Annotated in this window: 13 protein-coding genes; 8 read left to right on the top strand and 5 right to left on the bottom strand. The window is 59.3% G+C overall.

Features of this window, described 5'->3' with window-relative positions:
* The first annotated feature begins 35 nt into the window (after positions 1–35).
* Positions 36–578 carry a hypothetical protein gene (locus ACX80D_RS03835; RefSeq protein ID WP_459321299.1) on the top strand — a complete coding sequence of 181 codons (543 nt, stop codon included), beginning with the start codon at positions 36–38 and terminating at the stop codon, positions 576–578.
* 148 nt (positions 579–726) lie between these two features.
* Positions 727–1314, top strand: coding sequence for a DinB family protein (locus ACX80D_RS03840; RefSeq protein ID WP_459321300.1), 588 nt, complete (start codon positions 727–729; stop codon positions 1312–1314).
* A gap of 1111 nt (positions 1315–2425) precedes the next feature.
* Here ACX80D_RS03840 and ACX80D_RS03845 read toward each other — a convergent pair.
* The 3 genes from ACX80D_RS03845 to ACX80D_RS03855 all read right to left on the bottom strand — a co-directional run bounded on the left by ACX80D_RS03845 (position 2426) and on the right by ACX80D_RS03855 (position 4533).
* A complete protein-coding gene (locus ACX80D_RS03845; protein ID WP_459321301.1) occupies positions 2426–2752 on the bottom strand; it encodes a hypothetical protein in 327 nt (108 codons plus the stop codon).
* Between the two features lie 155 nt (positions 2753–2907).
* On the bottom strand, positions 2908–3489 hold the full coding sequence (locus tag ACX80D_RS03850; RefSeq protein WP_459321302.1) for a GNAT family N-acetyltransferase: 582 nt from the start codon (positions 3487–3489) through the stop codon (positions 2908–2910).
* 618 nt (positions 3490–4107) lie between these two features.
* On the bottom strand, positions 4108–4533 hold the full coding sequence (locus tag ACX80D_RS03855; RefSeq protein ID WP_459321303.1) for a hypothetical protein: 426 nt from the start codon (positions 4531–4533) through the stop codon (positions 4108–4110).
* Positions 4534–4713: 180 nt separating this feature from the next.
* On the opposite strand from ACX80D_RS03855, the gene ACX80D_RS03860 reads away from it, so the two are divergent.
* The 3 genes from ACX80D_RS03860 to ACX80D_RS03870 all read left to right on the top strand — a co-directional run bounded on the left by ACX80D_RS03860 (position 4714) and on the right by ACX80D_RS03870 (position 5776).
* Complete coding sequence (locus tag ACX80D_RS03860; RefSeq protein ID WP_459321304.1) at positions 4714–4962, top strand: type II toxin-antitoxin system Phd/YefM family antitoxin; 249 nt, start codon at positions 4714–4716, stop codon at positions 4960–4962.
* A complete protein-coding gene (locus tag ACX80D_RS03865; protein ID WP_459321305.1) occupies positions 4959–5216 on the top strand; it encodes a type II toxin-antitoxin system RelE family toxin in 258 nt (85 codons plus the stop codon). Before ACX80D_RS03860 ends, ACX80D_RS03865 begins: the two co-directional genes overlap by 4 nt.
* 143 nt (positions 5217–5359) lie before the next feature.
* Positions 5360–5776, top strand: a complete 417-nt coding sequence (locus tag ACX80D_RS03870; RefSeq protein ID WP_459321306.1) for a hypothetical protein — start codon at positions 5360–5362, stop codon at positions 5774–5776.
* A gap of 137 nt (positions 5777–5913) precedes the next feature.
* On the opposite strand, the gene ACX80D_RS03875 is transcribed toward ACX80D_RS03870, so the two are convergent.
* Complete coding sequence (locus ACX80D_RS03875) at positions 5914–7041, bottom strand: pyridoxal-phosphate-dependent aminotransferase family protein (RefSeq protein WP_459321307.1); 1128 nt, start codon at positions 7039–7041, stop codon at positions 5914–5916.
* Positions 7042–7094: 53 nt separating this feature from the next.
* Positions 7095–7691 carry an SACE_7040 family transcriptional regulator gene (locus ACX80D_RS03880; RefSeq protein WP_459321308.1) on the bottom strand — a complete coding sequence of 199 codons (597 nt, stop codon included), beginning with the start codon at positions 7689–7691 and terminating at the stop codon, positions 7095–7097.
* Positions 7692–7806: 115 nt separating this feature from the next.
* Between ACX80D_RS03880 and ACX80D_RS03885 the strand changes: the two genes are divergently transcribed.
* Genes ACX80D_RS03885 through ACX80D_RS03895 form a run of 3 tightly spaced genes read left to right on the top strand, consistent with a single transcriptional unit; the run spans position 7807 to position 12752 of the window.
* Positions 7807–9414: a carboxyl transferase domain-containing protein gene (locus ACX80D_RS03885; protein ID WP_459321309.1), complete on the top strand. Its 1608-nt coding sequence runs from the start codon at positions 7807–7809 to the stop codon at positions 9412–9414.
* Positions 9415–9423: 9 nt separating this feature from the next.
* Positions 9424–11586 (top strand): acetyl/propionyl/methylcrotonyl-CoA carboxylase subunit alpha, encoded by a 2163-nt coding sequence (locus tag ACX80D_RS03890; protein ID WP_459321310.1) that lies wholly within the window; start codon positions 9424–9426, stop codon positions 11584–11586.
* 2 nt (positions 11587–11588) lie between these two features.
* A complete protein-coding gene (locus ACX80D_RS03895; protein ID WP_459321311.1) occupies positions 11589–12752 on the top strand; it encodes an acyl-CoA dehydrogenase family protein in 1164 nt (387 codons plus the stop codon).
* The last annotated feature ends 18 nt before the right edge of the window (positions 12753–12770 follow it).

The raw sequence follows: 12770 nt of genomic DNA on the forward strand, positions 1-12770 counted from the left end.
GATTGGCTATCCTCCACGGAAAGTTTGGTCGAGACATGAGGGAATGGCTCTGGCGGCACAGGATGGCCGTCACTCCGCTGGCAATAGTACTGATGGCTTTGGTGTCACTCCTCGCCTACAGGGCCAGCGGAAACCCTTGGTCCTTTGGGCTGTTCTCAACTCTGTTCAATCTCATATGGTGGGGCGGACTGTATTACCTGTACACGAGGGAAGCCAAGAAGCGGAAGAACGAACTGGAAAAGCGGGGCCTCTTCGTCTATCTAAGGTATCCGGGTTCCCGACCGGGATCGTTACAGGACATATGGGCCGGCGGAACTGCGACATGTAGCCCACATCGAATCCTGTTCCAAGAGGTCATGTCCGGCTCCGATGTCTCCCTGGGTAGGCCCACAACCTTGGAAGTCGTCAGCGCCCCCGGCCCTCCTGAGCGCGTCTCTGGAGGCAAGGAGGGTCACCTGCCTCCGGGTCTGATGGTTCAGACACTGGCCCTGCCCCATGGCACCGTGGAAATCGCCGCTGAACCTTTGGCTCTAGATAAACTGCAAAAACTAGTTCTCCAAGATGGCCTTGTTGCCTGACCCTTGTCTGGACAGACGTGAAGCCCAATGAAGTGACAGCCTTCGAAGAGACCCCGTATGCAGCACTGTCCCGCAGCAGGCTACACTCCGGACAGGCGGGGGCTGTGCAGACGGGTACTGAGAATGACAGCAATATTAGACTCAGTTCATGTCAATTGATAAAAACGCCAGCGGGCCACAGCTTCGTGAATATCTGAACGATGCCCGCGAAGCAATCTTGTGGAAATGTGAGGGCTTGAGTGATACCCAAGCGCGTACTCCCCTGACTCCAACCGGCACCCATGTCATGGGCCTACTTCTCCATCTGGCCGTCACTGAATCCGAATATTTCATTGCATGTCTTGGACGGGAAATTGAGAACCCCGTTATCCGGGGCATCATCGCGGCAGAGGACGCTCAGGCAGACTTCCTCCCTCCGCCTAATATGACGCTGGACGATGCGGTTGAGATCTATCGGGAGACAACCGCCGCAGCCGATGCAGTACTCGACGAAATGGAACTGGATTCCCCGGCCGTGGTGCCGTGGTGGATAAAGCATCGGCACACTACGGTAGAACGTCTCCTGGTGCACATGATCGCCGAGTCTCACCGTCATGCCGGACACTTGGATATCGTGCGCGAGCAGTTAGACGGCTTCATCGGTTTGCGCCCATCCGCGCCTAACATTCCAGATCTCACGCCCAATCAGTGGGAAGAGCAGCGTCTGCGGATGAAAGAGCTAGCCGACAGGGCATAGCCAAAGCATCGGCCGTCCCGATGAAGGTTCCACCTACGGGCATAAGAAAGCTGAGCACACGAGTACTGAAATTTGTGCAGGCGGCTCCTGAAGGGACAGCACGGATGGAGCAGAGACGACCCTGGAGTCTCTCATAAGCCAGGTGCCTCAAACCCCATAGGTCTTGATACTGCAAGAGTCGCCGTTGATGTACTGCCGCCCGTCGGCTGAAGAGCCTGGGTAGAGGCCGAAAATTGGTTGGTTTCGTCAACTACTTACTATTGATTCGTACCTGGAGCAGCTTGGCGTGTCGAAGGTTCATATAGCCCCCAACGATCATGAAGGTCCCAATGATGGGGAAAGTAGCAAGGTATGAAAAATTGCCTGTCCACCAAAGTCCTACTCCCATGACCCAAGATACGAGAGCGACGACCCACAAAATGACAAGCCCGGTTTTAGCCGTGGATTCGTACTCCCAAGATTGCATGAGTGGTTCGGGATCCTGTGCAAGTTCCGTCTTCTGGTAAAGCCGACGAGTGAAACGTAGTCCAACAATGCACAGGACTACATAGCCTGCCCCCAGTACTGAATTGGCCAACAGGTATCCACCAAGTGCCACCAGTTGCGGAAGTAGCAGCCGGTAAAGAGTCAAAAACAGCAGCCAAGCAACGAGCCCTGCATATATTTTCCAGTTGGAACTCCTGAACCGCCTGTGAAACTTCATCCCAAGGTCCCCTTTTTGGCCTTATTGCCTACGCTACAGACAAACAAAAGATGCCCCATGCTCGGCCGCGAATGCCGCCTGGCCAAAGCCAGGGAACCAAGTATTATCTGTGCGCTTTAGCCTCGGGTTCACTTAGCCGCGTTCTCAACTCCTCAATCCGACGTGGGAACCCTGCTAACTCCCAAGGCCCACGATAGGTAAGGATCCGCGCAAAACGTAGCTGAGAGTTCATAAATTATCCCGAGCATAATCTGCGATTACGCAGCCGTCTAGAGCCACGTTGCCAAGGAAACGCCTAGGGCCGAAGTACGTCCCCGCCAATGCGAAGAAGAATGCACAGCTCCTTGTCCCGCTCAACGTTCCGCCTTCGGGCAGGCTCGATCTGGGTTGGGCAGAAATCCATCCTGCTTAGGTAGAGATCTGATCTACGAAAGTTCCCCACACCACGAGTGCTCCTGATAAGGCCATCAGCCCGCCGACGATCCATCCAGAAGATCGGGGAAGTGAACCGGTGAGACCGCGTGCCTGCCTTATGAAATTTTGCATCAGGACAATGAGAGCCGTTGCAAAAGAAATGAGCGCGCCGCCTAATATCCAAGCATATTGAGGGGTCATGTTCCGCAAACCCACAACGTATCCGATAACAAGGAACACGATGCCAACGCCCAGAGCCGCAGCTATAAATCGGGCGATGCCCCAAGGAATTCTTCCCTTATGCTCCGTCTCAGCGTTCATTCTGCGATCGTATCGGCGTTAGCACCAGCTGAACAGATCGTAGCCGGAAAGGCCTTGGCCTTTCTTGTACTTTACATTGTTGGATGGCAGCCAAGGTGCCCGGTCAGGGTTCCCTGAATGGATACCCCGCTCTTGTTCAAGTCCGCGTTAGGTGGCTACGCCTCATTGCTTTCGCCGCAGTTTGATTCCTCGCCTGCTTGATCCCAGGAATAGCCTGTCAGGTCGATCCAATACCTGCGCTTGACGCCAATTTCCGTACTGCGTACGTCTTCAAGGACGCCGCCGTTTTTCTCTATTGTTCGTGCTGATGGCAGGTTCTGTTCATCGCAGGTGAGCAGAACCCGTTTCAGGCCAACGCTGCGGGCGTGAGGGAGGATAGCTTTGAGGGCCCAGGTCGCGATACCACGTCCGCGAGCTGTTGGTCGGACGTTGTAGCCAATGTGACCGACCGCTTCGAGCATGAGAGGCGTTAGAACGTGCCGGAGCTCGATCGCTCCGAGATAGTTTTCGTGCTCCACAATCCAAAACCTGTTCGCGGTCACTTGCACCCCGTCGAACAGCATTGCAGGATCAGCTGGCATGGTCAGGCGATTTATCCACGCTTCGAAGTCCTCAGCCGTTTCGAACCGGTCACCAGGACGGATACCTGACCCGTCCTGGTGACCATCTGGCCACTCGCCCTTAGCTTCCACCCATGATTGATGGAGAGAGATGGCCGGGTCGACAAGTTTAAGCATGAAACTCAGCGTATCAAGCGCCCCTCAAGACGTTCCGCTAGCGGTCGGCTGTGTGAGACTTGGGAGGTGGACGAAGATCTAGAGGGTTCCCTGCACCATGTCGAGCTGTGGGTGCCAAGCCTAGAACGCGCCAGGGAAGAATGTGGATGGATTCTGACCAGTTTGGGATACTCACCGGACCAGAATTGGGATCAAGGAATTAGTTGGCGGCGAGGTACCACCTATATAGTCGCCGAGGAATCACCAGCACTCAGCGGGACGTAACCCACTGACGAGTAGAGAGCATCAACGAACAGCGTCGGGATTAAATCACCTAGCATTTCATGCCGGAAGTCAACAAAAGGTCGATGCCCTGATGGCTGAGAGCCAGCTCCACGGTTGGCGGCCGCTATTTGCAGAAAAGTACCCTCATGCTGGCGGTCATGAAATCTACGCTGCCTACCTAGTGAACTCCGATGGCTTCGAAATCGAACTCATAGCAACTAAATGATCCATTTCTGTGCCACCTACGCCCGTTAGACGTTCCCCTCCTCGGCGGCGATGCCGCTATTCTGCGGAATTAGAGCACCGCCACTCTTCTTCAATAGTCACAGGTGTGAGCGGGAAAATTCGGCTGTGTCAGCCGACGGCGATGAGTGTTGACCAGGCGACATCGATCACGCAGAAACCATCGTCAGTTTCGCGGTAAAAGACGTCTCCGGGGTGCTTGTCACCGGGAGTCGAACCCTCGGGAAGACCCTCCAGATTGATGTTCCACTGCGGTTCGAGTGGTACTTGTTCATCCCAGTAGTCGGCAACGAACCGTTCCGGCTCACCTGCGGAGCGGCCTTCCCAATCTTTTGCCGTACCGAGGTCGGCTTCGGCGTCTTCGCAGAGAAGATCAGATGTTCCGCCAGAAGCGAGGTCTTTGATGAGGTTCTCGGTAGTTTGGATAACTTGAGCACCGTCGTTCCCCCAAATTAGGGAGTCTACGGAGCACCCACTCAAGGCTACTGCGCACAAAGTTGCGAATCCGGCAAGAGCGAGTGCGCGACGATTCTTCATGTCTTGAGACTACAAGATGGCACGTAGGCGCCTCAGTTGGAGCGGAAATTCCTGGAGCCCCGTAGTTCTTTATATATGCCCGCTCCGCGTTCCTTGAGTGGGCGTCGCCATCTGCATGGTTTTTCTTTCGAGAGACTTTTCCTCATGTACATTTCACGATGTGGAATGTACAATTTGAATATGTCTATTGTCAGTGTCGCAGAAGCACGCACCCACTTTTCAGACGTCATCGATCGCGCGAAGACCGAAGCGGTGTTCATCGAGCGCCGTGGTCAGCGCGCCGCTGTGGTTGTCAGTCCTGAGCACTACGAGCGGATGCTCGAAGCTCTGGAAGAAGCCGAAGATGTCGCCGCCTTTGACGAGGCGATGGCAGAGGAAGGTCCCAATATCCCTTGGGCGCAGGTGAAAGCCGATCTTGGCTGGGTATGACCTACCAAGTCGAGTTGCGTCCTGCTGCAGTTCGCGCGTTGAAAAGAGTTGACCATCAGGATCGCGACCGTATTCGCGGGGCGATCGCGCTCCTCGGTGAGGATCCACGGCCACCAGGCGCCAAAGCTCTCCAAGGGCGACCCGGCCTGAGAGTTCGCATCGGTGACTATCGCATCGTCTACACTGTCGAGGACGATGTCCTCGTTGTAGCAGTGATTACACTCGGCCATCGCAGCAACGTCTACGAACGCTGACCACCACCCGTCGACGCTTCCGCTTGTCGGTCACCCCGGTACCCCACTTGGCGTTCGACTAAGGGACAGTCCAAGAGGCTTCAGGACAAGCCTTTTCATGCGTTTTCAGCCCAACGATGCCGTGTTGGCGGTCTTTATCTGGCATGAACACATCCGATGAGGTCCGCGGCGAAGTCCGTGGAATGATTCAGATCATGGAGTCTGAAACCAATATCCCAACACGTCGAGACAAGAAGCTGCTGGGGATCGTCTATCTGTTGCTTATCTATGCCGGCGCTGCTGTGCTGCTGCTAGTTCCAGCACTGTTCTTGGGCTTCGGTGTCCAAGCGTTGGGTGGGAAACTGGGGATCACGGTTGGTGATCCAACTTCGAACGACGGGGAGGAGACCTGGGCAACAATAATCGGCTTAGTCTCGGGTCTGGCCGTGTTGGCCGCCGCGGCATGGGGTACGTGGTCCATGGCGCGACGACACGGTTTGCCTCCCCGGATGACAATCGCATTTGCGACCGGGGTCGTGTTCATTGGGTATTTAGCATGGTTGGTCACGATCTTCGGTTGAACTCTAAGACCATTTTTTGCCAAGAATCAAGGCACCACCCGCAGAAGGTTAAAATACTGTCCCTCTCAGGGTTCCGCCTGCGGGCCACGCACAAGCCACCAGCCGGTGCGTCAATAAGTGGCTGCCAGCTAACTACATCAGGCCAGCTTGATGGCCTCGGCCAGCGCGCCCAGCACCAGAACGACGGAGGCAGGGTTGGCGTTGGGGCCCATCATGCCGATCCGCCACACGGTGTCTGCAAAGGGGCCGACGCCGGCGCCAATCTCCAAGTTGAAGTGTTCCAGGAGGTAGGCGCGCACCGCTGCGGAATTGACTCCTTCCGGCACCTTGACTGTGGTCAGGCTGGGCAAGCGGGAATCCTCTGCGACGAACAGTTCAAGGCCCATCGCTTCCAGTCCGTCTTGCAGTGCCCGGCCGGCCTTGGCATGCCGGGCTTGGACGTTGCCCAAACCTTCATCCAGGATTCGGTTAAGGCCAGCCTCGAGGCTGCCGATCATGGTTACAGGAGCTGTGTGATGATAGGTGCGCTTGCTACCACTGGCGGCGCCGACATATCCACCCAACAGACCCATGTCTAGGTACCAAGATTGCGGATCAACGATCCGGCGCTCAAACGCGGCATCAGACATGGTGAAGGGTGCCAATCCCGGAGCCACACCCAAACACTTTTGCGTGCCGGCATAGCCGACGTCGATTCCCCAGTCATCTGCCAACAGTTCCAACCCGCCAATGGAGGTGACGGCGTCGACAATGAGCAACGCATCTCCCTTGAGCTTGCCCAGCGCGGCAATATCGGAGAGTACGCCCGTGGACGTCTCAGCGTGCACGGCGGCAATGACCTTCGGGTTCGGATGCGCACTGGCAACACGCTCGGGGTCAATGGGGGTACCCCACTCGTGATCCACGCGCACCACCTCGGCGCCGGCCCGGTGTGCCACCTCGCACATGCGTACGCCAAAGAGGCCATTGACGGCAACTACCGCAACGTCCCCGGCCTGAACGGTGTTAACGAACGCAGCTTCCATGCCAGCTGAGCCGGTTCCACTCAGTGGCAGGGTGCGTGAATTTTCCGTACCCCACACCTGGCGCAGGTTGCCACAGGTACTGTCCATGATCTCAATGAACAAGGGATCAAGGTGGCCAAGGACCGGGTGGCCCAGTGCGGAGATAGCCTCCGGGTAGCAGTTGCTGGGGCCGGGGCCAAAGAGGTGTCGGTAGGTCAGTGATCGGGTCACGGGATGCTCCTTTGCTGGTGGGGCGAACATTCTCAGGAAAACAAGAAGTCAGGAAGTCGATAGGGGCGTGAAGCGGAAACGGGTTACGTTCCGGCCAGTCCTGCCCACGCCATGGCTTCGAGGATCGCTCTGGCATTGGCATCGGCGCGTCCATGCATTTGCACGCTGTGAGGGGTGGAGTTGATGAGGCCGAACACGGCGTGTGCCTGCAGCCGGTGCACGGCGACTGGGCGCTCTGGGTAAAGCTCGCCCAGAACGCCCACCCATAATTCAACGTAAGCGCGCTGCAATTTCCGTACTTGGGCACGTTCGGCGTCGGCCAAGCTGTCAAAATCCCGGTCTTGAACCCGGATCACCTCTGGCTGGGTCAGAGCGAAATTCACGTGGAAGGCGATCAGCCCGCGGAGGGCGGCGGCGCAGTCAGACTCCTGGGCTAGGACAGCGCGTCCACCGGCCAGCAAATCTTCGCTCACACCCACCAGCAACGCCCCCAATAGGGCTTGCTTTCCTGGGAAGTGACGGTAGACGGCGGGGCCGCTGACCCCGGCTGCGGCGCCTAGATCCTCGATCGAGACGCCATTGAAGCCGCGCTGGGCGAACAAAGTGGCGGCGGATCTCAATAGGACGGAGCGGCGTTCGGCCTTGGCTTGCGTGCGGGCAGTGGTTGGTTGCGCCGTCATGGGTCCTCCTCGTATCCGGATGTCAGTGCTGGACATCACAGAATTCTCAGACTAACCTGAAACTCAGTTAGTGGTTATTAACTTAGTGTAACGCTCACGGAGTAGATGAGGGTCGATGGAGACTTTGCAAAGCCAGATTGAGCCCGCGCACGAGGCGTTCGCTCGCAACGACGCTCAACAGCGTGCCTTGGTGGCGGAGCTGCGCGAGCAGTTGCGGGTGACCGCTCGCGGCGGGCCGGAAAAGTCGCGCGAACGTCACGTGGCGCGCGGGAAGTTGCTGCCCCGGGACCGGATCGAGCACCTGTTGGATGAGGGGAGCCCGTTCCTGGAGGTCTCCCCGCTGGCCGCCCACGGCATGTACGACGGCGCGTCCCCCGGTGCCGGAGTCATCGCCGGCATTGGTCTGGTGGAGGGCCGCCACGTCATGATCGTGTGCAATGACGCCACGGTCAAGGGCGGCACCTACTACCCGCTGACGGTGAAGAAGCATCTGCGAGCGCAGGAAATTGCCCTCGAAAACAGGCTGCCGTGCATTTACTTGGTGGATTCCGGCGGAGCGTTCCTGCCCAAACAAGATGAGGTGTTCCCGGACAAGGAGCACTTCGGCAGGATCTTCTTTAATCAGGCGCAAATGTCGGCGAAGAAGATCCCGCAGATTGCCGCTGTCATGGGTTCCTGCACGGCCGGTGGCGCATATATGCCGGCCATGAGCGATGAGACGGTCATTGTGCGCAACCAAGGCACCATCTTCCTGGGCGGCCCGCCGCTGGTGAAGGCGGCCATCGGCGAAATCGTCACGGCCGAGGAACTCGGTGGAGGGGACGTGCACGCCGGGATCTCCGGCGTCGTTGACCATCTGGCAGAGAATGACGAACACGCCCTGGCCATCATTCGCGACATCGTCTCCACCCTGCCGCGCAACCCCGCACCTGCCTGGGCCGTGGCACAGAGCCAAGCTCCCGCCGTCGACCTTGAGGAAATTTACGGGGCCGTGCCCACGGATCTGAACACGCCGTACGACATCCGCGAGATCATCGCGCGGATTGTGGACGGCAGCAAGTTCCACGAGTTCAAGAAGAATTACGGCACCACGCTGGTTACCGGGTTCGCCACGCTGCATGGGCACCCGGTGGGCATCGTCGCTAACAATGGCGTGCTGTTCAGTGAATCGGCGCTCAAGGGTGCCCACTTCATTGAACTGTGCGATCAGCGCGGCATTCCGCTGATTTTCCTGCAAAACCTCAACGGCTTCATGGTGGGCAAAGACTACGAGCACGGCGGCATCGCCAAGCACGGCGCCAAGATGGTCACGGCCGTCGCCACAGCGCGCGTGCCCAAACTAACGGTCATTGTGGGTGGCTCCTTCGGCGCCGGCAACTATTCCATGTGCGGACGCGCCTACAGCCCCCGCTTCATGTGGACCTGGCCGGCCTCGCGGATCTCGGTCATGGGTGGAAATCAGGCCTCCTCCGTGCTGGCCACGGTCAAGCGCGATCAGCTCGAGGGCCGCGGTGAAGAGTGGTCTGCCGAAGCCGAGGCGGAATTCAAGGCGCCCATTCTGTCCCAATTCGAGGACCAGGGCAGCCCGTACTACGCCACCGCCCGCCTCTGGGACGACGGCATCATTGACCCCGCCGACACCCGCACCGTCCTAGGCCTGGCCCTGGACGTCTGCGCCCGCACCCCGCTGCCCGAGACCGCCTTCGGTCTCTTTAGAATGTGAGCCCCTGACGTGAAACCATTATTTGATACCGTCCTGGTGGCCAACCGCGGCGAGATTGCCTGCCGCGTGATCCGCACCCTGCGTGATTTGGGCATCCGTTCCGTGGCCATATATTCAACGGCCGACGCCGGAGCTCGTCACGTGCGTGAAGCGGACGAAGCCGTGTGCATCGGTCCCGCAGCGGCTTCCAAGAGTTACCTGAGTATTGCGGCCGTGCTCGCTGCCTGCCGTGGCACTGGCGCCCAAGCTGTCCACCCCGGCTATGGTTTCCTGTCCGAAAACCTTGAGTTCGCCCAGGCGCTCGCCGACGCGGGCATCACGTTCATTGGCCCCAATATTGAGGCCCTGAATGTCATGGGAGACAAGATCCGCTCCAAAAACCATGTGGCCGAGGCCGGGGTCCCCGTGGTGCCTGGCATTTCCGCGCCCGGACTCACGGATGCGGACCTGATGGCCGCTGCGCCGGACATTGGCTACCCCATCCTCATCAAGCCCTCGGCCGGGGGCGGGGGCAAAGGCATGCACAGCGTCTTCAACGATGATGAGCTGGCCGCCACTTTGGCCACGGCCCGGCGCGTGGCCGCAGCCTCCTTTGGCGATGACACGTTATTCCTGGAACGCCTCGTAGCCAATCCGCGCCACATTGAAGTGCAGATCCTTGGGGACAACTTCGGCAACGTGGTTCATCTGGGTGAGCGCGAATGTTCGCTGCAACGCCGGCACCAAAAAGTGATTGAAGAGGCGCCCTCGCCCCTGCTCTCTTCTCTGGATGACGGTGCAGCCATCCGTGCACGCCTTGGAGCAGCAGCGTGTGCCGCTGCGGCCAGCGTCAACTACACCGGTGCCGGGACCGTGGAATTTTTGGTCTCGGATGACAACCCGGGTGAGTTCTTCTTCATGGAGATGAACACCCGCCTGCAGGTGGAACACCCCGTCACCGAAATGGTGGCCCGTGTCCGTGGAGAATCCCTGGACCTGGTGGACTGGCAGGTCCGCATTGCCGCCGGGGAAAAACTCGACTTCGGTCAAGATGACGTCACCCTCGAAGGCCACGCTGTCGAGGCCCGTGTGTATGCAGAGCAGCCCGCCGAGGGATTCCTGCCAGCCACCGGAACCGTGGTGTTGCTGGATGAATCCATTGCGGCTCGCGACGGCGTTCGCGTGGATTCCTGCCTTCTGCAGGGACTGGAAATCTCTGCCAACTACGATCCCATGCTGGCTAAGGTCATTGCCTGGGGAACGGACCGGGCCCAATCACTGAACCGCCTCGATGCGGCTCTCGCCGACTATGTGGTCCTAGGTGTGCCCACCAACGTCGAGTACCTGCGCCTCCTCGTGGCTGATCCCGATGTGCAGGCCGGGCGCCTGGACACGAACATGATTGAACGCAAACTGCCGGACATGCTCTTTCGCGCAGTATCGGCCCACGAATACGCCGCAGCCGCGCTGGCCGTGTCTGCTTCGGACCGGCATTCCCTCGGCTGGGCCCACTGGCGCGAGGGACCCGATGCGAGCTTGCGAGCAGTGGGAGCGCCTGGGGACTATCCGAGCAATCGGCCGCGGGCGGCCTCGCTCTCCTTTACGCCGCCTACGGAAACCCCGGATCCTTCGCAGGCCCGCCCATGGGCTCGCGCCGACGGGTGGCGCCTGGGTGAGCACAGCACTTGGCGCAGCAGCTTCGCCGCACCAGGCCGCACTGGGGTGGTGACGGTCAGCGGAACCCGGGGGAGCAGCGGAACTGATGAGTCCGGCGTCGTACGTGTCAGTGGACTGGGGGAGACCCAAGAGGTGCCCGCAACCATGGACGGCTATGTCATTGCGATGGCCGGGGACACCGTGTTCTTGGGCAGCGGCGGTTGGAGTGCACCCCTACAACAGCTCGATCGGGACGCGGCCACGGCGCGCATGCTCGCCGGGCTGGAGCGCGAAGACGCCGCGGCCGATCCGCAGCTGCGCAGTCCCATGCCGGGCACCGTCACCGTGGTTAATGTGGCCACGGGCGTGCGGGTTGAAGCTGGCACCGTGCTGCTCGCGGTGGAAGCCATGAAGATGGAACACCAAATCACAGCCCCCATGGCCGGGATAGTGCATATCGCTGTCGCAGTGGGCGGGCTGGTCAAGGCTGACCAAATTGTTGCAAGCATCCAAGAAGATACTCCTGAAGGGGAATGACAGTGCCAAATTTTGAACTGAACGAGGAGTACCAGGCTCTCAGCGACATGGTGCGCGAATTTGCTGACACCGTGGTGGCTCCGGTCTCCGCCAAACACGACGAGGAACATAGCTTCCCTTACGAAATCACGGCGCAGATGGGGGAGCTGGGCCTCTTCGGACTACCCTTCCCTGAAGAGTTCGGCGGCATGGGCGGGGACTACTTCGCGCTATCGCTTGCACTGGAACAGTTGGGGCGGGTGGACCAATCGGTGGCTATCACCCTTGAAGCAGGGGTCTCGCTCGGGGCCATGCCTATCCACCGTTTCGGCACCCAGACCCAAAAGGAGGCTTGGCTTCCGTCGCTGACCTCCGGCTCCGCGCTCGCAGGCTTTGGTCTGACCGAGCCCGACGCCGGATCGGACGCCGGCGGTACGGCCACCAAGGCTCGGGTCGAGAACGGCGAATGGGTCATTGATGGCGCCAAGCAGTTCATCACCAACTCCGGCACTGACATCACAAAGTTCGTCACGGTTACCGCGGTCACCGGCAGCTCCGAACGCGCAGATGGCTCGGTGAAGAAAGAAATTTCCACCATCATCGTGCCTAACGGTACCCCCGGCTTCACGGTGGAAAAGGCCTACAACAAAGTGGGTTGGAATGCTTCCGATACCCACCCGTTGACGTTCGCCGGAGCCCGCGTCCCCGAGGAGAACCTGTTGGGAGAGCGCGGCCGCGGCTACGCAAACTTTCTGTCCATCCTGGATGAGGGCCGCATCGCCATCGCAGCCCTGGCAACCGGAGCAGCGCAAGGCTGTGTGGATGAGGCCGTCCGTTACGCCAAGGAACGCAGCGCCTTCGGCCACAATATTGGTCACTACCAAGGCATCTCTTTCAAGATCGCCCGTATGCAGACCCGCGCACACACTGCACGTCTGGCCTATTATGACGCCGCCTCCCGCATGCTCGCTGGCAAGCCCTTCAAGACCGAAGCTGCCATCGCTAAGCTGGTGGCAAGTGAGGCTGCCATGGACAACGCCCGCGACGCCACACAAGTATTCGGCGGCTACGGCTTCATCAACGAATTCTCCGTGGCCCGCCACTACCGCGATTCAAAGATCCTGGAGGTTGGCGAAGGCACCACAGAAGTTCAGCTGATGCTCATCGCCCGCGATTTGGGCCTCTAAGCCACCCGAAAGGCACTC

Source organism: Arthrobacter sp. Sr24, assembly GCF_054511175.1.

Bases quoted from the DNA above. Each gene is read 5' to 3' on its own strand.
- ACX80D_RS03835 (WP_459321299.1), top strand. From the start codon at position 36: ATGAGGGAATGGCTCTGGCGGCACAGGATGGCCGTCACTCCGCTGGCA.
- ACX80D_RS03840 (WP_459321300.1), top strand. From the start codon at position 727: ATGTCAATTGATAAAAACGCCAGCGGGCCACAGCTTCGTGAATATCTG.
- ACX80D_RS03845 (WP_459321301.1), bottom strand. From the start codon at position 2,752: ATGAACGCTGAGACGGAGCATAAGGGAAGAATTCCTTGGGGCATCGCC.
- ACX80D_RS03850 (WP_459321302.1), bottom strand. From the start codon at position 3,489: ATGCTTAAACTTGTCGACCCGGCCATCTCTCTCCATCAATCATGGGTG.
- ACX80D_RS03855 (WP_459321303.1), bottom strand. From the start codon at position 4,533: ATGAAGAATCGTCGCGCACTCGCTCTTGCCGGATTCGCAACTTTGTGC.
- ACX80D_RS03860 (WP_459321304.1), top strand. From the start codon at position 4,714: ATGTCTATTGTCAGTGTCGCAGAAGCACGCACCCACTTTTCAGACGTC.
- ACX80D_RS03865 (WP_459321305.1), top strand. From the start codon at position 4,959: ATGACCTACCAAGTCGAGTTGCGTCCTGCTGCAGTTCGCGCGTTGAAA.
- ACX80D_RS03870 (WP_459321306.1), top strand. From the start codon at position 5,360: ATGAACACATCCGATGAGGTCCGCGGCGAAGTCCGTGGAATGATTCAG.
- ACX80D_RS03875 (WP_459321307.1), bottom strand. From the start codon at position 7,041: ATGTTCGCCCCACCAGCAAAGGAGCATCCCGTGACCCGATCACTGACC.
- ACX80D_RS03880 (WP_459321308.1), bottom strand. From the start codon at position 7,691: ATGACGGCGCAACCAACCACTGCCCGCACGCAAGCCAAGGCCGAACGC.
- ACX80D_RS03885 (WP_459321309.1), top strand. From the start codon at position 7,807: ATGGAGACTTTGCAAAGCCAGATTGAGCCCGCGCACGAGGCGTTCGCT.